This window comes from Bacillus haikouensis, assembly GCF_013179555.1.
In the GTDB taxonomy this organism is placed as follows: domain Bacteria; phylum Bacillota; class Bacilli; order Bacillales; family Bacillaceae_B; genus Rossellomorea; species Rossellomorea haikouensis_A.
In genome coordinates this window covers 1-23401 of sequence record NZ_JABMCR010000032.1, presented here as the reverse complement: position 1 = coordinate 23401, position 23401 = coordinate 1, and the positions used below count along the sequence as shown (strand labels likewise).

Annotated in this window: 23 protein-coding genes; 15 read left to right on the top strand and 8 right to left on the bottom strand. The window is 39.9% G+C overall.

Features of this window, described 5'->3' with window-relative positions; genetic code table 11:
- The 4 genes from HP456_RS05270 to HP456_RS05255 all read left to right on the top strand — a co-directional run.
- Positions 1-2286 (top strand): methionine synthase (locus HP456_RS05270; RefSeq protein ID WP_172248961.1); only part of this gene is annotated, 2286 nt, incomplete at its 5' end.
- A gap of 479 nt (positions 2287-2765) precedes the next feature.
- A complete protein-coding gene (locus tag HP456_RS05265) occupies positions 2766-3611 on the top strand; it encodes an STAS domain-containing protein (protein ID WP_172248960.1) in 846 nt (281 codons plus the stop codon).
- Positions 3612-3768: 157 nt separating this feature from the next.
- Complete coding sequence (locus HP456_RS05260; RefSeq protein WP_172248964.1) at positions 3769-4749, top strand: ring-cleaving dioxygenase; 981 nt, start codon at positions 3769-3771, stop codon at positions 4747-4749.
- Between the two features lie 23 nt (positions 4750-4772).
- On the top strand, positions 4773-5387 hold the full coding sequence (locus tag HP456_RS05255) for an alpha/beta hydrolase (protein ID WP_172248959.1): 615 nt from the start codon (positions 4773-4775) through the stop codon (positions 5385-5387).
- Between the two features lie 43 nt (positions 5388-5430).
- Here the strand turns inward: HP456_RS05255 and HP456_RS05250 are convergent, their stop codons facing one another.
- A complete protein-coding gene (locus tag HP456_RS05250) occupies positions 5431-5883 on the bottom strand; it encodes a GNAT family N-acetyltransferase (RefSeq protein ID WP_246288754.1) in 453 nt (150 codons plus the stop codon).
- A gap of 43 nt (positions 5884-5926) precedes the next feature.
- Entirely contained in the window at positions 5927-6850 is a 924-nt protein-coding gene (locus HP456_RS05245) for a hypothetical protein (RefSeq protein ID WP_172248958.1), read from the bottom strand.
- A gap of 171 nt (positions 6851-7021) precedes the next feature.
- On the opposite strand from HP456_RS05245, the gene HP456_RS05240 reads away from it, so the two are divergent.
- Complete coding sequence (locus tag HP456_RS05240; RefSeq protein ID WP_172248957.1) at positions 7022-7633, top strand: YitT family protein; 612 nt, start codon at positions 7022-7024, stop codon at positions 7631-7633.
- Positions 7634-7675: 42 nt separating this feature from the next.
- Here HP456_RS05240 and HP456_RS05235 read toward each other — a convergent pair whose 3' ends face one another.
- Both HP456_RS05235 and HP456_RS05230 read right to left on the bottom strand, forming a co-directional pair.
- Complete coding sequence (locus HP456_RS05235; RefSeq protein WP_172248956.1) at positions 7676-8449, bottom strand: MBL fold metallo-hydrolase; 774 nt, start codon at positions 8447-8449, stop codon at positions 7676-7678.
- 176 nt (positions 8450-8625) lie between these two features.
- The gene (locus tag HP456_RS05230; protein WP_172248955.1) at positions 8626-9708 is read right to left on the bottom strand and encodes a TDT family transporter; all 1083 of its coding nucleotides are present in this window, start codon (positions 9706-9708) and stop codon (positions 8626-8628) included.
- 151 nt (positions 9709-9859) lie between these two features.
- Between HP456_RS05230 and HP456_RS05225 the strand changes: the two genes are divergently transcribed.
- From HP456_RS05225 to HP456_RS05195, 7 genes are all read left to right on the top strand, one after another.
- Positions 9860-10168 carry a TIGR04104 family putative zinc finger protein gene (locus HP456_RS05225; RefSeq protein WP_172248954.1) on the top strand — a complete coding sequence of 103 codons (309 nt, stop codon included), beginning with the start codon at positions 9860-9862 and terminating at the stop codon, positions 10166-10168.
- Positions 10169-10725: 557 nt separating this feature from the next.
- Positions 10726-11076, top strand: coding sequence for a DUF3231 family protein (locus tag HP456_RS05220; protein WP_281357961.1), 351 nt, complete (start codon positions 10726-10728; stop codon positions 11074-11076).
- Between the two features lie 486 nt (positions 11077-11562).
- Positions 11563-12360, top strand: a complete 798-nt coding sequence (locus HP456_RS05215; RefSeq protein ID WP_172248952.1) for an alpha/beta fold hydrolase — start codon at positions 11563-11565, stop codon at positions 12358-12360.
- Between the two features lie 117 nt (positions 12361-12477).
- Positions 12478-13194, top strand: coding sequence for a YwaF family protein (locus HP456_RS05210; protein WP_172248951.1), 717 nt, complete (start codon positions 12478-12480; stop codon positions 13192-13194).
- Positions 13195-13301: 107 nt separating this feature from the next.
- On the top strand, positions 13302-13859 hold the full coding sequence (locus HP456_RS05205) for a glycerol-3-phosphate acyltransferase (protein WP_172248950.1): 558 nt from the start codon (positions 13302-13304) through the stop codon (positions 13857-13859).
- Between the two features lie 48 nt (positions 13860-13907).
- Positions 13908-15530 carry an aminotransferase class V-fold PLP-dependent enzyme gene (locus tag HP456_RS05200; protein ID WP_172248949.1) on the top strand — a complete coding sequence of 541 codons (1623 nt, stop codon included), beginning with the start codon at positions 13908-13910 and terminating at the stop codon, positions 15528-15530.
- The gene (locus HP456_RS05195; RefSeq protein ID WP_172248948.1) at positions 15531-17381 is read left to right on the top strand and encodes an LTA synthase family protein; all 1851 of its coding nucleotides are present in this window, start codon (positions 15531-15533) and stop codon (positions 17379-17381) included.
- Positions 17382-17663: 282 nt separating this feature from the next.
- Here the strand turns inward: HP456_RS05195 and HP456_RS05190 are convergent, their stop codons facing one another.
- A complete protein-coding gene (locus tag HP456_RS05190; protein WP_172248947.1) occupies positions 17664-18920 on the bottom strand; it encodes an ATP-binding protein in 1257 nt (418 codons plus the stop codon).
- Between the two features lie 164 nt (positions 18921-19084).
- Entirely contained in the window at positions 19085-20077 is a 993-nt protein-coding gene (locus HP456_RS05185) for a DMT family transporter (RefSeq protein WP_172248946.1), read from the bottom strand.
- A gap of 231 nt (positions 20078-20308) precedes the next feature.
- Here HP456_RS05185 and HP456_RS05180 point away from each other — a divergent pair, with 231 nt between their 5' ends.
- The 3 genes from HP456_RS05180 to HP456_RS05170 all read left to right on the top strand — a co-directional run bounded on the left by HP456_RS05180 (position 20309) and on the right by HP456_RS05170 (position 22258).
- On the top strand, positions 20309-21166 hold the full coding sequence (locus tag HP456_RS05180; protein WP_172248962.1) for a YitT family protein: 858 nt from the start codon (positions 20309-20311) through the stop codon (positions 21164-21166).
- Positions 21167-21698: 532 nt separating this feature from the next.
- Positions 21699-21929 (top strand): helix-turn-helix transcriptional regulator, encoded by a 231-nt coding sequence (locus tag HP456_RS05175; protein WP_172248945.1) that lies wholly within the window; start codon positions 21699-21701, stop codon positions 21927-21929.
- The gene (locus tag HP456_RS05170; protein ID WP_172248944.1) at positions 21929-22258 is read left to right on the top strand and encodes a 6-aminohexanoate hydrolase; all 330 of its coding nucleotides are present in this window, start codon (positions 21929-21931) and stop codon (positions 22256-22258) included. Before HP456_RS05175 ends, HP456_RS05170 begins: the two co-directional genes overlap by 1 nt.
- 66 nt (positions 22259-22324) lie before the next feature.
- Here HP456_RS05170 and HP456_RS05165 read toward each other — a convergent pair whose 3' ends face one another.
- Both HP456_RS05165 and HP456_RS25305 read right to left on the bottom strand, forming a co-directional pair.
- Entirely contained in the window at positions 22325-22981 is a 657-nt protein-coding gene (locus tag HP456_RS05165; protein ID WP_172248943.1) for a YdcF family protein, read from the bottom strand.
- A gap of 168 nt (positions 22982-23149) precedes the next feature.
- On the bottom strand, positions 23150-23281 hold the full coding sequence (locus tag HP456_RS25305; RefSeq protein ID WP_281357960.1) for a hypothetical protein: 132 nt from the start codon (positions 23279-23281) through the stop codon (positions 23150-23152).
- Positions 23282-23401 lie beyond the last annotated feature (120 nt).

The following is a 23401-nucleotide window of genomic DNA, read 5'->3' as shown; positions in this document are numbered from 1 at the left end:
GAAGAAGCGGAAGATATGGATACATTCATTCAGGAAGTTGTGAAGAAAGTGAAGGTTCCTCTTGTCATCGATACAACCGATGAAAAAGTGCTGGAGACTGCTTTGAAATATTCACAGGGTAAAGTAATTATCAACTCGATAAACTTAGAGGATGGAGAAGATCGGTTTGAAAAGATTTCTCCGCTCATCAAGAAGTACGGAGCTGCAGTAGTTGTCGGAACCATCGACGAAAAAGGGATGGGAGTGACAACTCAACGGAAGGTTGATATTGCTCTCAGATCCCATCAGTTGTTAACGGAAAAATACGGAATCGCTGCTCAGGATATCATTTTTGATTCGCTTGTTTTTCCCGTCGGCACTGGTGATGAACAATATATAGGTTCTGCAAAAGCAACTGTTGAAGGAATAAAGAAAATCAAAGAGTTACTGCCTGAGTGCCCTCACATACTTGGGATCAGCAATGTTTCTTTCGGTCTTCCTCCAGTGGGAAGAGAGGTTCTGAATGCTGTATTTTTATATCATTGCACCAAAGCCGGACTTGATTACGCCATCGTGAATACAGAGAAACTAGAACGGTTTGCCTCCATCCCGCTTGAAGAAGTGGAGCAGGCAGAGAGACTTCTTTTTGATACAACTGATGCAGCACTTGCTGCTTTCACAGATTTTTACAGAGGAAAAAAGAAAGAAGTAAAAATCCCGGTTAACACAATGACTCTTGAAGAACGGCTTGCACATTATGTCGTTGAAGGAACAAAAGAAGGTTTGATTCCTGATCTTGAATTGGCTTTAGAACAATACAGTGCCCCGCTGGACATCATAAACGGGCCATTAATGGTCGGAATGAGTGAAGTCGGCCGATTATTTAATGATAATCAGCTTATCGTAGCGGAAGTACTCCAAAGTGCTGAGGTCATGAAAGCATCAGTGGCACATCTGGAGCCGCATATGGAACAGAACGAAACATCTTCAACCAAAGGGAAAGTAATCCTTGCTACGGTTAAAGGAGATGTCCACGATATAGGTAAAAATTTAGTTGACATCATCCTCAGCAATAATGGGTATGACGTGAAAGACTTGGGCATAAAAGTTACCCCTCAGGAACTAATTGAAGTAATTAGAAAGGAAAAGCCGGATATCGTAGGACTTTCAGGTCTCCTGGTGAAATCAGCACAGCAGATGGTCGTAACAGCCCAGGATTTAAAACAATCAAACATCTCTGTTCCAATCGTTGTTGGAGGTGCAGCCCTTACCAGAAAATTCACCTCTACAAAAATTGCCAAAGAGTATGAAGGCCTCGTCCTATATGCCAAAGATGCCATGGAAGGGTTAAGCATAATCAACGGCGTCCGGGATGAAGGTACAAGAAAGAAATTGGAGGAAGAAAGCCGTCAGAAGCTTAGTGAAATCATTATTACCGCTGAAAGCGAATCGATAAATGATGCTGCGATTGCGGTTAAGGTACGGTCGAGTGTATCTAAAACTGTGCAAGTACATGTTCCACCTGATTTACAGTCCCATACCATAAAAGACTTTTCATTGGATCAAATCCAACCTTATATAAATCAACAAATGCTTCTTGGACATCATCTCGGTATCAAAGGGAAAATTTCCAGGCTGCTCCAGGGAAAAGATGATCGGACTCTGCGTATTAAGAAAATTACCGATGATCTGTTCGAGAAAGCAAAAACAGAAGGGCTTATTCACGCTTCAGCAATCTATCGTTTTTTCCCGGCTCAAGCTGAAGGTGACGATGTTGTAATTTACAACCCAACTAACAAAATGGAGGAAATTGAACGATTTCATTTTCCTCGGCAAGTTAAGAATCAACATCTTTGTCTGGCAGATTATCTGCGCCCGGTTGTAAGCGGCGAAATGGATTATGTAGGTTTCTTTGCAGTTACAGCCGGCAGACAAATCAGAGAATGGGCGGCATCATTAAAAGAAGAAGGGAAATTCCTTGAGAGTCATGCCATTCAGGCATTGGCGCTGGAGACTGCTGAAGGTCTCGCTGAGCGAGTTCATGAAATGATGAGAAGCCGGTGGGGGTTCCCTGATCCGGTTGACTTTACGATTCAGGACAGCTTTCGCACCAAGTACCAGGGACAGCGGTTTTCATTTGGGTATCCCGCTTGTCCAGACCTGGATGACCAGCAGAAACTTTTTAGGCTTCTGCACCCTGAAAGAATCGGCATTGAATTGACGGATGGGTGTATGATGGAACCGGAAGCATCTGTTACAGCAATGGTATTTGCCCATCCTGAAGCACGATACTTTAATGTTCTTTAGCAGATCGACATGTGAGTTGATTTGATCGCGACGAATCTCAAACCAAAGAGTCTTAACTAAATTAAAATCCGAACTTTAATTTATGTTCTTTCATTAGAATTGAAATTAGTTCGGATTTTTTTATAGGTTTTGTTAAAAATCGCTGTTTTTTCTTATTCCAGCGGTGAATTGGAGTGCAAAACGAATCCTCCTGTTAAACAAAGGCGTCAAGAATTCGATGGTGTAGCCGCCGGAAGTAGACAAATATAAGCCCATAGGGGAAACCGAAGAAGCTTACGGGTTACCTGCCAAAATCAAGTCCTTCTCGAAATTCAACATTGGAGTTTAATATAGACAGTTAGTATAAACAATCAAACCTCACATTAGCTATAAGCTGATTTAGATTGGAATATGGTATTTTCCTATATTATAATAGATAGAAAGCTTGTATATGAAACTTGCGAATTGTCTTATCAATTATAAGGGAGGACGTGCTGAAAATGCATAGAAATAAAGACTTACATACCTTTTTACTAAGCAAAGCCCGACAACTAACAGAAAACTGGTACAATTCAATCGAGAAAAGCAATGCAGCCGGAGTATACTCCTCTAATGATCCCAAAGTAATTGAAGACTTAAAAAATCAAAATTTTAAATTTCATCAATTATTTTGTGAAGTATTCATCTTGGACAAAGAGACACTTTTTAAACGATTGGATGAATGGGTATTGACGATTGCAGAAGACAAAGAACATCTGGAGACACCTACACACATAATCATCCAAGAGTTCATGAGGGTAAGAAAACAATATCTTGAATTTGTAAATGAGTACGCTCAGACTCATCAGGAAGAAGACATTTCTGAACATTTGATACTATGGGAGAACGTTGTGATTGAGTCATTCGACCGTGTGATCGTACGTTTTGTCGAGTTGCAGAACGAAGTTGTCGAAAAGCAATTGCAGTCACAGCAGCAAATTATACATGAGTTGAGTACACCTCTCATTTCATTAAACGAAGATACTGCATTAGTTCCGTTAATTGGAAATATCGATCCTGTCCGTGCAAAATTGATATTGGAGAACACCTTGGAACAATGTGTACGGCAGGAAGTCTCATATTTATTTATAGATCTTTCTGGGGTTGTCATGATTGATACCATGGTTGCTCATCAACTCTTCCATCTCATTGAGGCACTGGAATTAATCGGAGTGAAACCGATCCTTTCTGGACTGCGTCCGGAAATTGCCCAGACAGCAGTTCAGCTTGGTCTTAATTTCGATAACCTCACTATTACGTCTACATTGGCACAAGCAATTACAATTAAAAATGATAATCAAAAGTAAACGGAAGCATCTGACTTGAGAAATGTCGGATGCTTTTTTAATAAACTTCTCGTCTCAAAACACCTTGAAATGAAATATCTTGAATTAAAGATAAATATATTGTATGCTATTGGTAGATAGTAACTAGATACCATTACTGATTAGGAGTGAAATAATGATGAATTTAAAACCTCTAAAAGGGCAGCACCATGTTTCTGCCATAACAGCAAATGCCAAGAAGAATTATGAATTTTACACTAAAACTTTAGGACTTCGTTTAGTGAAAAAGTCTATCAATCAGGATGACACCTCTGTGTATCATCTTTTCTATGCAGATGAACGGGGAAATCCGGGGACAGACCTTACATTTTTTGAAATACCGCATGCCGGTCATACGTATAAGGGAACGAACAGTATCACGTTAACTTCACTCAGGGTCAAGAGTGATGAGGCCTTGAACTTTTGGAAGAACCGCTTTGAAGAGTCAGGGGTTGAGCATGATGAAGTTTCCCATCACACAGGAAGATCAACGTTAGGTTTCCGTGATTTTGAAGGACAGCGGCTAATGCTAGTATCTGATGAGAATAATGAAGGAGTTCCTGGTGGCAGACCTTGGGATAAGGGCCCGGTCCCAGTCGAATATGGAATAGTGGGGCTCGGACCGGTCACCCTTACTGTTTCCAAAGGAGAATATACTGCGAAGATCCTGATGGATGTATTAGGCTACCGTGAAACGCGAAGCTTTGCTGCTTATCAAGAGGGTCAGCCTGATATTCGTGTATTTGAAACAGGGGAAGGCGGAACCGGTGCAGAAGTACATCTGGAAGAGAGAAACGACCTTCCGCAGGAAAGACCGGGAAGAGGGAGTGTCCATCATGTCGCATTCCGGGTAGAGGACGAGAAGGAACTGAACAAATGGGTAGACTGGATCACCAAGACAAAACTGCCTAATTCCGGATTTGTCGAACGTTACTATTTCCGATCTCTTTACTTCAGGGAACCTAATGGGATCTTATTTGAACTGGCGACAGACGGACCTGGATTTGAAACGGATGAAAGCTTTGAGAATTTAGGAGAAAATCTTTCTCTGCCTCCATACTTTGAAAATCAGCGTGATTCTATTGAGGCAAAACTGAAACCGTTGGATACGAAAGAATAAACCGTTTCTTAGGAGGAATGAAATTGAAGCATATTTTCAAACAAGGCAGGAATCGGGAGTTACCGACATTATTGCTTCTGCATGGCACAGGCGGGGATGAACTTGATCTGCTGCCCCTGGCTGAAATGATTTCTGCGGACGCATCAGTACTAAGTGTGAAAGGGAATGTGGATGAGAATGGAATGGCCCGTTTCTTTGCGAGACTGCGTGAAGGAGTCTTCGACGAAGAAGATTTAGTATTCCGAACGAAGGAATTAAACGATTTTATTGATGAGAGTGCACGAAAGCATGGGTTTGACCGTGACAATGTAGTGGCAGTCGGTTACTCTAATGGAGCAAATATTGCAGGCAGTCTCATGTACCACCATGAAAATGCCCTGAAAGGATCTATCCTCTTTCATGCGATGGTGCCGCGGCGCGGAGTGGATATTCCTGATCTAAGCAATGTTGGGGTATATATCGGAGCAGGGAAAAAAGATTCATTGATCCCAATGGATGAAACACAGGAACTAATTAAGAATCTTAAGGGAGCAAACGCATCTGTCAGCGAGTTTTGGACGGAAGGCGGGCATGAATTAAGGAAAGAAGAAGTGGATGCTGCGAAAGAATGGTTTGAAAAAAATTATATCCTCCTTTAAAACACAAACCCCGGGAAATGCAGGACTTCCCGGGGTTTGTGTTTTAAATGGATTTTGCCATAATGACATTGGTCACTTCATATCCAATTTTCTCATAAAGCCTTCTCGCAGTGGTATTATGGGCAAAAACATGTAATTCTATTTTATTCAGACCCAATTCCTTTGCTTTGATTTCAATTTCTTTCATTGCCGATTTGCCGTAACCCTGCCCCCGGAATTGTTCTTCAATTTCAATATTATAAATATATCCTGTATGGTTAGGCATGACCGCAATCCAAAAGGAGCCGATCCAGCCATTCCCATTATAAAGTGAGTATAGATAATTGTTCTTCGTTTTTTCATCTTGAGGCAAGAACCTTCGATAATCTTCTTTTGCTCTATCAAGAGCTTCTTCTTCGGTCCAGTTGCCGGATCGTGTTTTTTCATTTGCGTAGCTGATAATGGATTTCTCCACAAAAATAGAAAACTCTTCAGGAGTCATCGGTTTTACTTCCATTGACTCTTCCTCCTTGTGTCTTTATATCATTGTAAAAAAGTACTTATTTATTAATTTTCCCGAAGGCTTCAAGTGAACGGAGCGTGGCAAGTGTCAGGATACCCCTCCATTCGATTTCAGCTGATTTCCAGGTGTCTTCGTATTGACCGAACCAGGACCAGGCAGGCTGCCAATAGCCTTCAATATGCTGAGAATCGATTTCTGCCATTAATTGAAGTGCCACATCCCCCATGAGCTCTTCATAAAAAGGTGAAGAAGGAAACGGGGCTGCCCCAAGTGGTTTTGCAACGTATTCATTCCATCTGGCAGGATCCTTGCAAACAGTCTGATGAAGTGATTTTGATAATGATGTATAAATGTGCTGTCTTACATCTGATTGTTCCGGGAGGCATTGAAGCAGTCTTGAGTAGCAAAGAAAATCATGCATTTCGATTGGCATCGGCAATTTTTCGAGCTCCGCTAAAGCTTTATTTATCCATTGTTCCATAGAAGGGACCGTGAAATCGTAAAAGTAAAAGTATCCTACAATTTCTGCATTTGGGTTAGCCCATGTTGTCTGCACTCCGGAGTAGCCTTTTTCAGTGTCAAAGTGCCACCAGGGAGCATGGGGAACGTCATTTACTTCTGGTGGAACAGCATGCCAGGTTTTCAGGTTGTGATCATAGACACCTTCTAAGTAAGTCAGCGCTTTCATTATGATAGGATGGTCTTTCCCTAAATCCAGCTCTTTTGCAATTTGTAATGCTGCAGTGGTTGCCATTGGAGAAGAGACCTGTAGTCTGAAGTCAGGTTCAAGACTGTTTCCGAAACCCCCATCGTCATTTTGAAAGAAAGATAACTCCTTTACAGCTTCATCCCTGCTGCCATTTTCAAAATGATACGAAAACAATTTCTGTTCAAGAGGGCGGGCATGTGTATATAAGAATGACCTGGCAGATTCCCAACCATCACGAGATAACTTCATCATTTCATAACCCCTTTACCGCAAAATTAGCCACCTTACTATATTGGCTATATACATGAATAATTCCTTCTTTTGAATGGTGAGTCACTATCATACTTTTTTCAGATTGCATCATCAGGCAAAGACTACTAAACTAGTAAAGTAACTACACCATAGAAATGGGAGTCTTTCATAGTGAATTACATACTAAAAGCATTAGTCCTCGCTGCGGGAGCCGGACTTCAGGGAATGGCCATGTCGGTCTTCCTTTTTCCTCATTTCATCCCATCCGGGGGAGCAGCAAGCGTAAGTGTATTGCTGAATTATCTTGGTCATATTCCTTTTTCAATCACGTTATGGGTTTTGAACGCAGGACTATTGGTTGCTGCTGTGAAGTGGCTGGGAAAAGCGAATGCATTATGGACGATGTTCTGCGTGACAATCACATCTCTTACAGTTGATTACATCAGTCCATACATGATGACTCCCCTGTCAAGTGTTGCAATCGATCTGCTGTCAGGAGCAATCTTGTTTGGAATCGGGCTCGGTCTTCTCTTCAGAATGGGTGCATCATCAGGGGGGATGGATATTCTCGCCCTCATCCTATCAAAAATGCAAGGATATTCACCTGGCAGGACATTATTCGTCATTAATAGCAGTCTTTTAGGATTAACGGGTATTGTAGTAGATTGGAAAATTATTCTATATGCACTTCTTGCGCAATTCATTGGAACGAAAATACTTGATTTAATTTATCATTTCGAAGTGAAGGGAGATTCCAGGTGGGCTGAAAAAATGGCAAAATGAAGGTCTGTCCCTCATTGCATAAAAGCATTGGAGGACTGACCTTCATTTTTCATTGATGATGGAATTGATCGTATGCATAGGTGAATTTTGAAACAGGGACATGTATTGTAACATTTTGTTACTAGGGAAAAGGATTTTCCTTATTTCCTGTGGGGTGTGTCCTTTTTGATATTCTTCCATGACACTTGTCTTGAGTTGTACCAGAAAGTTCAATTTCCGTTCCATTAATCTTCTGCCATTGGCGTGGTATCCGCTATGTGAACAATAAATTTCTTCAAACGAATAATTCAGTGTTTTCTTCAGTGAATGGATGAGCTGAGCAATCGACTCAAAAGAAAAATGGGAAGTGGGTGAATGATATAAATAGAGGTCGCCAGTTAAACAAAATCCCCTTTCTTGATCAATCAATACGATATGGTCTTCAGCATGACCGGGAGTATGGACAAGTTTGAATTCATGTTCCTTTGTTTTGAATACATCACTATCCAGCTCCATAGGATGAAACGCTTTCCTATTCCTCCAAAACACCGCCCGGTATGGAGGGAGCATGGTGTTTTTTCGGCAGTTTTCTGCACCGGTTGAATGAATCCATTGTGGAATATGCAACTGCTTTTCGATCCATGGGCTATTTCCGGTATGGTCTTCATGATGATGAGTATGAATGACGCTGTTTACAGGATGTTCCTTGATAATGGTTTGTACTTGCCGGTGAAGACTGCAGGGTCCCGTGTCAACGAGTGTATCATCCGCCAGTGTGATATAAACCGGCATTCTTTGACCGGCAATTCTCCGTACCAGTTTGAATGTTTTTATCAAGACCGTATTTCCTCTCTTATTAACAGGATACAAGTACAATTCGTAATCTGTTTTAAAAATTCCTTTATTATGATTGACCGGCGATGATTCACCTTTTTTTCCGCGAAAGCAAGGTGCGAAAAGGAACGGCCTATATTTATATCGCATATATTTAAATAGGAAAGAAGTCACGGGCCTTAAGTTGTCCATGGCTTTCTTTCTAGTTGATTGGATTGAGACGTTCCAGTGAAATGAGAAAACCAAATAGCTGTCTGAATAAGCAATAATCCAACCAGAACCCATACACCTGCACTTGAGATTAATTCCTGACCGATTAGCATAACAATTCCCTCAGGTTTCATCATAATGGTAAAAGTATAGTACATGGCAAATGTAAAAATCCTGCTCCATTGGCTTACATTATATGTAAATATCCCTTTCCGAATTCCAAAGTATCGCAGCCGTATAATGAGCCGGTAAATTTCCAAAATCTCAACAAATACGAACATGATGCAGGCCATCACCCATAGAGCTTCAATGATCAGTGAAGGAGCGGCTCCGCTGGTTACCGCAGCAAGTCCCGTTATCGATAAAGCCCCATGAATGATGCAGTTGGAATTATTCCAATCATGCGCAATCGACCAATCACTCTTCAGATACCTTTTCATAATCATTACCAGGCTTACAACATACATAATGATGCCTGTGAGGATAAGTCCCTGAAAAAGAAGGAGGGATGATTCTCCAAATATAGCATGGGTCAGTAATACAAGAGACTGAGTACTCACAGTCGTAAGTAAGATGATTCCATGTACCTTGTATGAATTTTTGTCCAGGACTCTCAATGCGTGGACAGAAATGCTCATATAGCAGATCCATAATAAGAAATTTGCCACTGTGATCAATTCAGGTATATATAGTGGATTAAATTGTTCATTAATGATGATCCCGCAAATAGAGGTACTGGCAATCCATGTCCCGATCCCGAACCTGTTTAGAGGATTCTCCACATGACGACTGTTGAAAGACCGGTCTTTGACAGTCATTAGAATCGATCCGAAAAAGGACAGCCAGATGGAAATAATTATGATGCTGAGCAACTTTCCAGGGGCTCCTCTAAAGAAATCCAAGCCCAGATAATGGAGAAGTACCCCTTCAGTGAATATACCAAGAGCCATCACAATTGCCAGTAAGGCAGTCTGTATATAAATTTTTTGTTTATAAAAGTAGTAAATCAATGCACATGTAAGAACACTGACATAAAAGGTAACTTCCATCACACAATCGACCACCACATAAGTTACTATCACTTTCAATATTGTATCATAATCAGAATAAATATATGTGGTTGGACATATCAATGGAAGTCCATTTGCCGGGTGTTTATGATAAGATAGAAATAGATTTATGGGAATCATAGGAGGAACTGTTTTGCAGAAGTGTGAAGTGTGTAAAAGTAATTTCAGCTGGAAAGAACTATTGTTGTCAATATGGAGTTCGTATAAGCCGGTAGAATGCAAGAACTGCGGCAAAAAACATACAATCAGTTTTGCTTCCAAGTTTTTTGTGTCTTTTTTGATAATTGTACCTGCAGTTATTTTCGGATTGTTGATTGCACCCGATATGGGATTAACCAAGCCGATGACATTTGGGATTATAGTGATGATCGCATTCATCATCTCATTGATACTTCCTTTTTTCGTTAAATATGAAGTGAAACCAAAAACCGAAAAAGCTTAAGGAAAGGGGCTGGGACAAAAGTGTTTTAGCCTAAGAAAAACCCGAACTAAACTGCCTTCTAACAGGCAAATTAGTTCGGGTTATTATTTTATTCAATGTACCCTTAAGTTTTAGCACTTTCCAGCGGTTGATTGGAGTGCAAGACGAAGACTCCTGCGTGGAGAGTAGCTTATTAGAAAAGCGGATGGGCTTTGCTCAGAGGCGGGTGGCATAAGACGAATCGTCCTGGAAGGCGCACTTTGCCTTCTTGGCCGGTTTGGCTTATGTCATGTGCCTCTAAGCCCTGCAGCTAGACAAGTGAGACCCCACAGGAGCGAAAGCGACGAGGAGGCTCACGGGCTACCCGCGGAAAGTGAAGTCTTGCACGGAAATCATTAGCGGTATTAAGAATATACGCTGAAATTGTTCGTCTTTATGTCGTGGTTTATTCGTTTTGTCCCAGTCTCTTTCCTTTTTCTTAGGCAAAGCACCTCAAACTCCAGTGATGATAAATGTTGAATAACCAGACTGTATTTGAAGACAATAAATGATAATAATGTCGCAAGGAGAGTGCGTATCTGAAGCAGGGAAAGAAGTTGAGCGAGAAGCAAATCTTCACGTTTAATAAGGTATTGATGAAGGACGAATTCTTCCCGACCTATCCCGTATCAATGGAAGTGAAGAATAGTACTGTACCGCCTTACTCCGAGAAACTGATGCTGTTCTTTATTTCTGCTTCCAATACTGTAGGATTACATACCTTGTGTCAGGCAGCAACAATGTCTATGCGGAAGGACCTTGCCGTACACTATGGTCTATTTATCAGTGAAATAATAAAATATTCCTCTTCAGGGTTAAGTCTTCTCATTCAACGAGGATGGATGGAGCAGCCTCCACAGGCAGCGGATCAGAAAAATTTATATAAATGACATAAAAGCGGAGGTGGTTTAATGAATAGAGGAGAGATCGTTTTGTCTAATATATTGGCAGTTATCGTTATTCTATCTTTAGGTATTTACAAAGTCTCTGACATCGGCAGGCGAATGGAATATTGGATGAATACAAAGTACCTTTATGTCCGATCATTCCTTCAAATAATAAGATAGAAAGTTCTTCAAGGTTGCCTGGGCGGTAACCTTTTTATTTGCTCAAAGAAGAAGCAAACGTTACCAAAAAGAATGTCCAGTATTTGTGTGGGGGTTTCAATTGTGAAGAGTTTTCGTTGATTTCTCACAAAATAGTCGAATTTTCTACTCTTCACCTATGTCAAAGCACCGATCATTAAGATACAATAAAGATTAAATAATCGGGACGTATGGATGTATTGGGAAATCAGAACAGTGAATACTTAGTGTTCTTCATTTGCAAATCATCCTCAGTAATAAGTTACGTGCTTGCTTTGAAGGAGAAAATACATGCTGGAATATGAGGTTCATCAAGGAAATTTCGGGGAATATGTTGTATTCCTTCACGGCATTGGAGGGAACTCAAAAATTTTTGGGAAGCAGCTCAATGCCTTTAAGAAACATTATAATGTGATTACGATTCACTTGCCCGGCCATGGTCAATCGCCAAGCGTGAACAGTTATGGTGAGGAATTTTCAATCGAATTAAATTTACGTGAAGTTTTGAAAGTCCTGGACCACTTGAATGTGGAACGCGCTCATTTTGTTGGAGTTTCACTTGGGTCAATTTTCATTCATGCCCTTTTACAACGGCATCCTTACCGTGTACAAAGTGCGGTAATGGCAGGCTGCATCACGAGATTTACTCTGTTCGCTTCTCTGCTGCTTAAACTGGGGAATGCGATAAAACCATTTATACCATTTATTTGGCTTTATAAAATATTTGCATATATTATGATGCCGAAGAAAAATCATGCGATATCCCGAAAGCTTTTCATAAGGGAAGCAAAAAAGATGAACCGTCATGATTTTCTCAGCTGGTACAGATTGACTCCGTATGTCAAGTCTACGTATCAGTTTGTTCAGGATAAATCTTCACATATTCCAAAACTGTATATTTCAGGAAAAGAGGATCACCTGTTTGTTAAGACAATGGAGAGAGACATTCAAGGTGACCCGTCTGCAAAAAAGGTGATATTAAAGGATTGCGGCCATGTATGCAATGTAGAAAAACCGAAAGAATTCAACCACTATGCACTTGCATTCCTTTTCAATCAACAAGAAACCCCGCTTCGTAATGTCCAATAATTTACAGCAGCCCCAATTTGCATTTAGTGCAGACTGGGGTTTTCTTATAATACAATCCCTCTGACAAAAAAGGAAAAATGGGAGACAGTCAAGAATATACAATAGAGGAGGGTGTTCATGATGGATTTATTGAATTTTCGTTACGAAGACTATCCTTTCGTTCTATTTTCTATGTCGCATTTAGCGGCGATCATGTTTATGCTGATTCTCATCATTATCCTTTATAAATATAGAAATAAATGCAGCAGGATTGTTAAGAATCGGATCAGATGGGGGCTCGTTATTCTGTTGACAGCAGGAGAATTATTTTTTCATTTATGGTACTTACTGAATGACTCGTGGTCCCTTACAATCAATCTGCCATTTCAGTTATGCTCGATTTCCCTTTATCTCTGCATCTTTATGCTTGTGACGAGGAGAAGGATATCTTTTGAAATTGCATACTTTACTAGCATGACAGGCGCTTTTACAGCCATGATCACACCTGAATTGTTTTTCGGATTCCCTCATGTACGGTATTTTCAATTTTTCCTGGTCCATGCTGCTATCATCCTAGCCTGTTTGTATATGGTATGGATGGAAGGATACACTGTAACATTTTCCTCCCTGTTAAAATCATTCTTTTCGTTGAATATAATTGCGGGCGCAGTTTATGGAGTAAACCGTTTACTGGGGGCCAATTATATGTTTCTTTCTCATAAACCATACAGTACAAGCCCGATTGATTATCTGGGTGAGTATCCTTTGTATTTGATTTCATTGGAATTGATTGCATTCTTACTGTTCTTATTGCTGTATCTTCCTTTTTATTTCTTGAAAATTGTAAAAAAATGAAACTTTTTCATGGCTTTTTCGTCTATTAATTAGGCTCTTTTTCTGTCACGTGCGGAAAAGAATAAAGTTCATAAAAGATATTGTTAAGAAAAGCAGGGTGCCGGTCCATGGAACATATCATAATCAAGTTTATTATCATCATGTTAATATCGTATTTTGCCGGAAGTGCAGCGGGTGCATATTATGTTGTAAAACTGTTCACCGGTCAGGATATCAGAAAGATCAAAAGCGGAAATGTTGGAGCAACAAATGCGGGACGCGTCCTTGGGAAAAGAGGGTTCCTCCTTACAATATTGATCGATGCAGGCAAAGTGTTCATAACGTTGGCAATTGTGAGCCATGTATTCATGAACAGTAACATCGCTCTTGTCACAAGTGCCATCTTCTTGATTATTGGTCATTTATATCCGGTGCAATTAGGGTTTCAAGGCGGAAAGGGAGTGGTGGTGTATCTTGCATCTGCCCTATTCCTGTCTCCTCTCACTATCGTCGTGATGGCTATTGTAATGGGAACGTCCTATGCAGTATTACGCCGTTATAAAGTGGCAGGATTCGTTTCGATGGCTTCCATTCCGTTAACAGCTTTTTGGATAGAAGATTCATTCACCATCATTTGTGGTCTCATTTTCCTGTTCTTCACAGTGGTGATGTCTCATAATAAATGAATGCATATCGATGCACGAAATCAAACTTCATCAAGAGGAGGTACAAGTATGAATCATTCACTTGTTTATAAGATTGCAAGCGATCCATACGAGTTCCAACAGATCAATCATCTGAATTATGAAACGTTTGTGAAAGAAATTCCTCAGCACAAGGAGAATGATACCGAGCAGCTGGTTGACAAGTTTCATGATGAAAATACATATATCATTGCAAAAAATGGGGAATGCATTATCGGGATGATCGCAGTTCGTGCGAATCGTCCGTTTTCCCTTGACCATAAGCTTCATGACCTTGACGAACATATTCCGTCTGGCAGTGTACCATGCGAAGTCCGCCTTTTGTCCGTGAGAGAAGAGTATAGAAGTACACGTGTCTTTTATGGCTTATGCGAACGACTGGTACATTTCTGTCTCAAGAAGGGCTATAATCTCGCTCTGATTTCAGGTACCGTCCGACAACTCAAATTGTATAGAAGAATTGGCTTCAAGCCCTTTGCATCACTTGTTGGAAAGGTTGATGCCCAATTTCAGCCGATGTATCTGACAAAGGAGAGCTTTGAACAATCGACAAAAGCGTTTAAGCGGTTGATGCTGTCTGCGTCAAACACCCAACAACCTTCGTATGCGAGGGAGCGAAAGCACTCTTTTCTCCCTGGCCCGGTACCTCTTCACCCCAAAGTGGAAGAAGCATTCCGGACTGAACCATTTTCACATAGGGACAAATCCTTTGTTCAGGAAGTGAACGACCTGAAGAATCAATTATGCAGTATGACTGGATCAAAGCAATGTGAGATTGTCGTAGGAACTGGAACGTTAACGAATGATATGGTTGCTCAACAGCTCAGACTCATAGAAGGCGGGGGACTGATCCTTTCAAACGGTGAATTCGGCAGCCGTTTAATCGAACATGCTGAAAGAAGCGGATTGTCTTTCCATACTCTTTGTAAGAAGTGGGGAGAAGAGATATCGGTTGCAGAAATCGAATCAGCCTTAAAAACATGGTCGCCTAAGTGGATTTGGACCGTTCACTGTGAGACTTCGACAGGATATTTATACGATCTCGTTGAAATTCTTTCTCTTGCAAAGGAGAATGGTGCAGAATTATGTGTTGATGCATGCAGTTCATTCGGAATCGTCCCTGTTAATTTTCAAGATGTTTATCTGGCAACCTCTGTCAGTGGGAAAGGGCTTGGATCGTATCCTGGACTTGGCATCATTTTTCACCGTGAAGAATTGTATTCCCACCGAACTATTCCCAGATATCTGGATATCGGTTTGTACGCAGAAAAGGGAAGCATTCCATTCACTCATTCTTCAAACTTAGTCAGCGCGTTGAAAGCGGCGCTTACCCATCTGGATTTCAATAGGAACCTTGAATTATCAAAAATAGTCAGGGAAACATTTAACGAATGGGGTATAACGGTCATGGGGAATGAAGGGTTTTCTCCCGGAGTGATTACGATTGAACTTCCCCGTGGTGTTTCAAGCAGGAGTATTGGGGATGAATGTAAGGAAAGAGGGATGCTGCTCAGCTATGAAAGTGATTATCTTCTTGAAAGGAATTGGATCCAGCTAGCATTGATGGGCTACCACCGGGAAGAAGGAATGACGGAAGCTCTAGAGTTTCTTAAAGAAGTCCTCGAACCTGTCAAGGAAGCCAGGTATGTGTAAATGGATAAGTTGAAACATTTTCTGCAAAAATTGAAAAAATTCTGGGTGATTGGAGCCTTATTGCTTCTGCTTTGGATAAAGACGGTCATCGTCATGGCTGCAGGATTTAACCTCACCATACAAACCTTTCTTGATATTTTGCTGCTTCTAATTAATTCTCTTGGATCCTTGATGATCGTATTGGGTTTCAGCTTTTATTTCAGTAAAAAAATTCATTCTTTTGCTTTATTAATGGTGATGGTCATTACATCGGGGCTTCTTTATGCGGATTTGCTTTACTTCCGATTTTATACAGATTTTGTCACCCTGCCTATTCTGTTTCAATTTAAGAATGTAGGGGGGATCGGGCCTAGCACATTCGAGTTGATGAGTCCCTGGGATTTGTTTTTATTCTTAGATCTCATCCTTGCGGGATGGATGCTGAAAAAGAAAAGAAGGCAGCAAACAATCACCTCAAAAGACAAATCAGCTTATTTGACTATCGCGCTTCTTATGGTACTGATTTCAATCGCAGCCGGATTGGTAAAGAGTCCATACTTATTTCAGGAAGCGTATGATCGTGAACAAATGGTCACTGCGATCGGACCATATAATTATCATGTGTTCGACATAGGATATGCATTAGGAGTTAATCTGAACCCGTTAGTTGCTTCGAAGACTGATACAGATTCGCCGGTTAACTATACCAGGGCAAAAAAGAATGGCCAGTCTGATTTATTCGGAGTCGCAAAGGGGAAGAATGTCATTCTGATCAGTATGGAATCGACACAAAATTTTGTCATAAACACCAAGGTGGACGGAACTGAGATTACACCTTTCTTGAATTCACTAGTGGAAGACAGCTTTTATTTTGATCAGATTTATGATCAGACCGCACAAGGGAAAACATCGGACTCGGAATTCATGATTGATACTGGTCTTTATCCACTGGCCAGCGGCTCTGTATTTGTCAGAAAGCCGGAAAATACATTTAAAAGCATGTCTCACATTTTAAAGGATAAAGGGGATTACTACTCAGCCGTGTTTCATGGGAATGATGCTTCTTTCTGGAACCGGGATATCATGTATGAGTCTTTGGGATACGACCACTTTTATTCCAAGAAAAATTATGAGGTGACAGAAGAAAACTCAGTGAATTACGGTATAAAAGACATCCCGTTTTTCACTCAGTCCATATCCCATCTAAAGGATTTGCCACAGCCATTTTATTCACGCTTTATCACGTTAACCAATCATTTTCCATTTTTATTGGAAGAGGAAGATCAACTCATTCCGCAGGCTGCAACAGAGGTGGATGTCGTCAATCGATATGTGACGACAGTACGTTATGAAGATGAAGCAATCAAACGTTTTTTTAAAGGATTAAAAGATCAGGGTATCTATGAGGATTCCATTTTTGTACTGTACGGTGATCATTATGGAATATCTGAAAAGTATGAACCGGGAGTGTTTGAATTACTGGGGATGAAAGATACACCATTAAACCATATGCAGCTCCAGCAGGTCCCGCTCATTATCCATGTACCGGGGTTGAAAGGGAAGACCATTTCTTCGATAGGCGGTGAAATCGATATCCGCCCGACGATTCTTCATTTACTTGGTATGAAGTCCGGTGAGAACCTTTCATTTGGACACAATTTGTTTACGAGAGTTCCGAACCATCCTGTGGTTTTCCGTGATGGAGGATTTGTTACAGAGAAATACATGTTTAAAGATAACATCTGTTACAGCAGAAAGACCGGTCAGCCTGTACTCGGTAATCAATGCAATCCTTATAAAGAAATCGCAAGAAAAGAGCTCGGCATGTCTGATGATATCATTTACGGGGATTTATTGAGATTCTTAGAATAGTTTTTGACCAGGATGCTTTAATCGTGATTAGCACGTGTTTCAGGAATTAAGAAGAGGGTGGACAAAAGAGTTTTTTTAGCTAACTAAAACCCGAACTGATTTGCGTTCCAGGAGGCAAATCAGTTCGGGTTTTTATTTATATTGTACAAATGTGCATTCAGTTTTTAGCTATTTCCAGCGGTTGATCGCAATGAAAGACGAAGACTCTTGCGGAAAGCGAAGTCTTGCACAGAAATGTACTCCTTTAGGTAATGGTCTTATGGTTTTGACCCGGCTTTTTTCTTAATGTTGGCGATCGGCCCCAGGGAAAGATATTTTTACAATTGTTCCTTTATATGGTTCGCTTTCGTATTCGATCATCCCATCCATTTCCCGGATGATTTTATTTGTGACCATACTTCCTAATCCAGTTCCTTTTGTCTTTGTGGTATAAAAGGGAAGTCCTATTTTTTTTAATTCATCGTGGTCCATGCCTTTTCCGTTGTCAGTAATCATGATTTCGATCATATTTGAAGAGGGTATAGGTTTTACTTCTATATTTACTTCACCTTTATCTTCGATGGATTCAATGCCATTCTTGATCACATTCATAATGGCTTGTTTTAAATACTGTTCGTCACCGGTAATCCAGTGTCCGCCGGATTCAGAGTAAGTAATCGAAACATCGGAATACGAAGCGAAAGGTCTTAGAAGATCAACACAGTCCTGCACCACATCACCCACATTGAGATCAGCAAGCTGGAACTTCCCGGGCTTCGCAACGCTTAAATAGTCGGTGATGATTTTATTCGTCCGATCTAACTCCTCGAGAATCAGAGGGGAATATTTCTTTAGCTGTTCATCGTTTGTATTTTCAGTAAGGTGCTGGATAAACCCCCTGACAGTTGCAAGCGGATTCCGGATTTCGTGCGCAATCGAGGCAGCCATCTGTCCGGCCATATTAAGTTTATCAAGATACACCATTTCTTCAATCTGTTTATTCGTCCTTATCAAATGTTCTATGATGAAGACCATGGCAATGAACGTGAGATAGAACACACTGAAGTAGATAAAATAGAAAGATGTATACAAAAGAGGAACAAATAAATAAATGTTCACGATATATATAAGAGAGTATACGCCGTAAATGAGTGAACTCCATATTAGCTTGGAAGATGATTCCAGAAACACTCTGCGAAATATAACAGCGACAAGGAATGCAAGAATGGAAACGGACAGGCCGGTAATGACAAATGTGCCGCCCAGGATCCCCCTGTAAACAAGGACTAAAAGAAGAACCATTGATCCCGATATCCAGCCTGCATAAAGGGTGACAATCAAAATCGCGATCATCCTCAAGTCGAAGTGAGTTTCTCCAAGTGTTTCAATGGGGTAAAGCATACATAAAAAAGCGCTGAATGCCCCGATCAGACCATAAGTAATTTTATGCTTTATATTCAGGATCTGATTGATTTTAAATGGAAAAAGAGTATTAGCGTTATACGTTAACGACAGAAGGATTGTGATATTAACTAGTAATGTTTTAATGAGTATAAACAAATGAAAGCCTCCAAGAAATCTTTAAACATGCCTTTATTAGTCTTAAACCTTCATAAGATATCAAATAAATCCGCTTATTACAAGTGATGAAGATTCATTTTTCGTTTGTTTTGGGGAATTAAACAGTATAAAGACCTTCATATGGCTTGAACACAGCTTTAAAGTCAAGAGTTTAAATGTTTATTTGTTAAAGGCACGGCAGACGGATTCCGTGTTTCTTTCATTTTCGACTGATTAAAACTGTGAAGGACCATTCCAATGATGATGATTCCGAGTCCTATCAAACTGATCCAATCAGGCAGCGGCGCAGACAATAAAACAATTTCCCCAATCATCACAAAAAGGACCTGAGTGGATTGAGTTGCTTCAACGGAAGCGAGTTTTCCCTGATGATTGCTTACCCGGTCGGTTGCAAGGAAGAATAAAATCGTCGCAATAACCCCTGAGCTTATTGCAACAATAAAGGATTGAAGCACCTGCTCAGCAGACGGGAACCCGGCATGGATATAGCCGGCGGATGCAATAATCAGCCAAAAGGGTATCGTAACAATCGTCATACCGAAGACCCTTTGAAATGTATCCACTCTTCCTCCGCACACCTCCATCATTTTTCTATTCCCAAGTGGATAGGCGAAGGCAGCGATCACTACAGGTAAAGAACCGAGGACCACTGTTTTCATTGAAAGAGATTGAGCATTGGGAATGTGGATGAATACAATTCCAATCAGGATAAAGACCGATATGATAAGTGAACGTAGAGGTATTTTTTGCTGGATATGTACAACGCCTGTTGACGTTTGAACCTTCTCAATGAATAATGGACCAAGCAGTGTCCCTGCCACAATCGTCAGCTGCCATGTACCGGCAACAAGCCAGCCGGGACCAAACGCTGCTGCATAAGTAATAGGGGCATAAAATAATACAAATCCTACAAAACTCCAGCCTATCCACGGAAGCGGGTTTTTTAGGATTTCGGATAGTACCTGTTTCATATTTTTCCTTGCAAGTATGATCACGAGAAGAAAAGGCACCATGAATAGAAACCTTAACGACGAGCTCCAAAGCCAGCTCCCGCCTGAAAGTTCCATCGACCTGTTCAAAATAAATGTAACTGCAAAAAACATAGAAGCGATTATCCCTAACATCAATTCCTTCATATATACCATCCTTTTTATACATATATTGTTAATATATTAAACGTAAATTACAAAATAGTATACTTTTTTATATGAAAATTTTTAACGAAATTGAAAATGAAGTGCGCCAGCTGGTTACAGTAGCAGGTATTTAAGCAGTTTTCTAGAATATATACGATAAAGAGATAAAAACGGATTAAAAAGGAGGGAAACCAGTTGGAAGATGGAGAAATACTGGAACGACCTAAAGTCATGCATAAAAAAATCCCTTTGAAAGAGATGATTAAAAGGGTCATATTGATTACAATCGGAGCAATCACCATGGGGGTGGGGCTTGAAATCTTCCTTGTACCGAATAATGTTATCGATGGCGGAATTGTCGGGATATCGATTATTTTAGCCCATTTAACAGGGTTGAAACTAGGACTTTATATTTTTGTTTTGAATATCCCGTTTTTCTTTATAGGCTATAAACAAATAGGGAAGACGTTTGCCATTTCTACGCTTTATGGAATAATCGTACTTTCCATCACTACCATCTTCCTGCATCCAGTACCTGCTTTCACTCACGATATCATGCTTGCGGCATTATTCGGGGGAGTGGTTCTTGGAATTGGGGTGGGGATTGTCATTCGATACGGCGGATCGTTGGATGGGACAGAGATACTAGCGATTTTATCGAGTAAGAAGCTCCCCTTTTCAGTCGGTGAAATCATCATGTTCCTGAATCTGTTCATCCTGGTGAGTGCCGGGTTTGTATTTGGGTGGGACAGAGCGATGTATTCACTTCTAGCTTATTATGTAGCATTTAAGATTATTGACATTACCATCAAAGGACTGGATGAATCAAAGTCGGTTTGGATCATAAGTGAAAATTACGAGCAGATCGGTGACGCACTCCTCCATCGCCTCGGCCGGGGAGTGACATATCTTAAAGGAGAAGGAGCATTCTCTGGCGACGATAAGAAAGTCATCTTCTGCGTGATTACGAGACTTGAAGAAGCAAAGCTTAAAGATATCGTGACTGAACACGATCCATCCGCCTTTCTTGCTATCGCAGATATCGCAGAAGTCAGGGGAGGAAGATTCAAGAAAATGGATATCCATTAACGGGTCTTCTTTTGGGAAATTATGTTATTCGGTTATCGACTGTATGATAAACGCTAATGTTGAGATGTATAAATCGTATCGGTGTTCTAATAAAGGTGATTGGAAACATTTTAAAATAACTGATGTAGATGAAATTCCTTTAAAAGAGGCTGGAACAAAAGTGTTTTAGTCTAAGTAAAACCCGAATTAATTTGCCTTCTGACTGGCAAATTAGTTCGGGTTTTTATTTTGTTCAATGTACATTTAAATATTATCTCTTTCCAGCGGTTGATTTGCGTGCAATACAAAGACTCCCTCGAAAAGCGAAGTCTTGCAGGAAATCATCAGCGGTAGTAAGAACATACTCAGAACTTGTTCATCTTTATGGCCTGGTTTATTCGTTTTGTCCCAGCCTCTTTTGTTATTTGGACAATGAAAAATAAAACAATACATATCTTTTATATAAAAATAATTATTATTTGTATAAGTTTACTTTACTTTTATTAAAGAAATATTTATAATGTGAATATAAGTAAAAAAGTAGGTGTTATATTTGAAAGAGGACTTTGGAGATTCAATTGAAAATAAAGTATATGAACACAGAGTATTAAGGCGAATGTCGCAAAAGGAGTTAGCCGAAGCTGTTGGAGTTTCTAAACAAACCATCTTTGTAATGGAGAAAAATAATTATTCCCCATCCCTTGTATTAGCGTTTAGAATAGCTAACTACTTTGAAGTAGACATTAATGAGTTATTTTTATACGTGAGAAAGGATGAGAAATAATGATTGATGTTTTAAATAATTGGATGGCAGAAAGCTCACAAAACTTTAATATTATTGTTGCATTGACGATGATTTTACATGCGGGGTCAATATTTATGCTAATTTATATTGGTAAAAAATTTGGTAAACCAGATGAAAGAACAAATGCCATTTATTTAAAAATTACTTCTTGTATGTTTACTACGCAAATGATAATGATTACTATATTTATTTCATTGGTCGATAATAACATTGAATATTTCCGTCAGTTGTTCATTCTATTTGAAGGGATTGTATTTTTAGTCGGAGCAATTTATGCTTTTAGATTATATAGAAAGGATTTCATATAATTTAATATTACAATAGAGATAGAATGAAGATCAGAATCAGGGGATTTTCCTGATTCTGATCTTTTATTAATAGGGAACCAATTCATTAGAAGGGGGGACAAGGTGACCAACCTGTCCATAATGAATGATCCTCAAATATTCTGCCCATACCCTTTTCCGTCCAATTTCTGTGTTCATCCAGCTGCTTCGGGAAACTACAGTGTCATTGTATTTCGTATTAAAAGTGTAAGGAATAAATGACACTCCCTCGGGAAAATGTTTCATGAGTGTTCTGATCTGCCGGCCGGCCGCATGGCTTTTACAAATGACCAATAGTGAATCAATGTTTGAAAAGTCGATGATATCCTTTGCATATAATACATTTTCAAGTGAATTCTTAGACTTGTCTTCATATATGATTTTTTCATTTGGGATCCCTGCCTGAAGAAGATAAGAAATGATGACAGAAGCTTCTGTTATATTTGGTGATTTCCTTCCTTCCCATTGGGGATGGGCCTTGCCAGTCACGCTTCTTCCACCTGTCACAATAATTTTGCGAGCGAGATTAAGGTTATAAGCCTCAATCGCTTTTTCCCAATGGCCTGGATGGGTGCCTGAAAAAACAAAAATCGCATCACATTTCCTGATTGTTTCCCTTCTTCTAAACGTAAGATCGGTTATATGTCCCAATTGTTTTCGATTCATGACAGGCATTTCCATCTCTTTATGAATAATTGGTTTCATTGTAATCCCCCAGTATTGAAATAATCTCCAGCCAACTTTCCCAAATTCTTGATGAGTAGATATGTAAAAAGAAATCAATTCGTTTCTTCGTCCCTGTGCTGTTCTACGCAGGTTTGTTCGTATTATTTCCTGATTATCGTTTTCCCAAATTGCCATATCAAGGTATTATCAGTGTTCAACCATATGCCAACAAGCGTCGATATGAAACGAAGTTGATTGGGCAGAAAAACCGGTGATGAATTCAGTGAACTCTTGGAATCTATCTGCATTATTGCAATACGTTCTATTTTTGTATACCATATTATTCCTCCTTTAACATATATAGTACTTGTTTATTCCGTTTTAATCAATATATTAATTAACTTTATTCTTGTTTATGCTCTTTTGTGTTTGAAAAGAGTTGCGAATTGTCATAATAGC

Coding starts and splice junctions, on each gene's coding strand:
- HP456_RS05180 (WP_172248962.1), top strand. CDS start 20,309: ATGCATAAAAAAATCCCTTTGAAAGAGATGATTAAAAGGGTCATATTG.
- HP456_RS05250 (WP_246288754.1), bottom strand. CDS start 5,883: ATGGAAGTAAAACCGATGACTCCTGAAGAGTTTTCTATTTTTGTGGAG.
- HP456_RS05215 (WP_172248952.1), top strand. CDS start 11,563: ATGCTGGAATATGAGGTTCATCAAGGAAATTTCGGGGAATATGTTGTA.
- HP456_RS05200 (WP_172248949.1), top strand. CDS start 13,908: ATGAATCATTCACTTGTTTATAAGATTGCAAGCGATCCATACGAGTTC.
- HP456_RS05185 (WP_172248946.1), bottom strand. CDS start 20,077: ATGAAGGAATTGATGTTAGGGATAATCGCTTCTATGTTTTTTGCAGTT.
- HP456_RS05205 (WP_172248950.1), top strand. CDS start 13,302: ATGGAACATATCATAATCAAGTTTATTATCATCATGTTAATATCGTAT.
- HP456_RS05170 (WP_172248944.1), top strand. CDS start 21,929: ATGATTGATGTTTTAAATAATTGGATGGCAGAAAGCTCACAAAACTTT.
- HP456_RS05195 (WP_172248948.1), top strand. CDS start 15,531: ATGGATAAGTTGAAACATTTTCTGCAAAAATTGAAAAAATTCTGGGTG.
- HP456_RS05210 (WP_172248951.1), top strand. CDS start 12,478: ATGATGGATTTATTGAATTTTCGTTACGAAGACTATCCTTTCGTTCTA.
- HP456_RS25305 (WP_281357960.1), bottom strand. CDS start 23,281: ATGGTATACAAAAATAGAACGTATTGCAATAATGCAGATAGATTCCAA.
- HP456_RS05245 (WP_172248958.1), bottom strand. CDS start 6,850: ATGATGAAGTTATCTCGTGATGGTTGGGAATCTGCCAGGTCATTCTTA.
- HP456_RS05260 (WP_172248964.1), top strand. CDS start 3,769: ATGAATTTAAAACCTCTAAAAGGGCAGCACCATGTTTCTGCCATAACA.
- HP456_RS05165 (WP_172248943.1), bottom strand. CDS start 22,981: ATGAAACCAATTATTCATAAAGAGATGGAAATGCCTGTCATGAATCGA.
- HP456_RS05265 (WP_172248960.1), top strand. CDS start 2,766: ATGCATAGAAATAAAGACTTACATACCTTTTTACTAAGCAAAGCCCGA.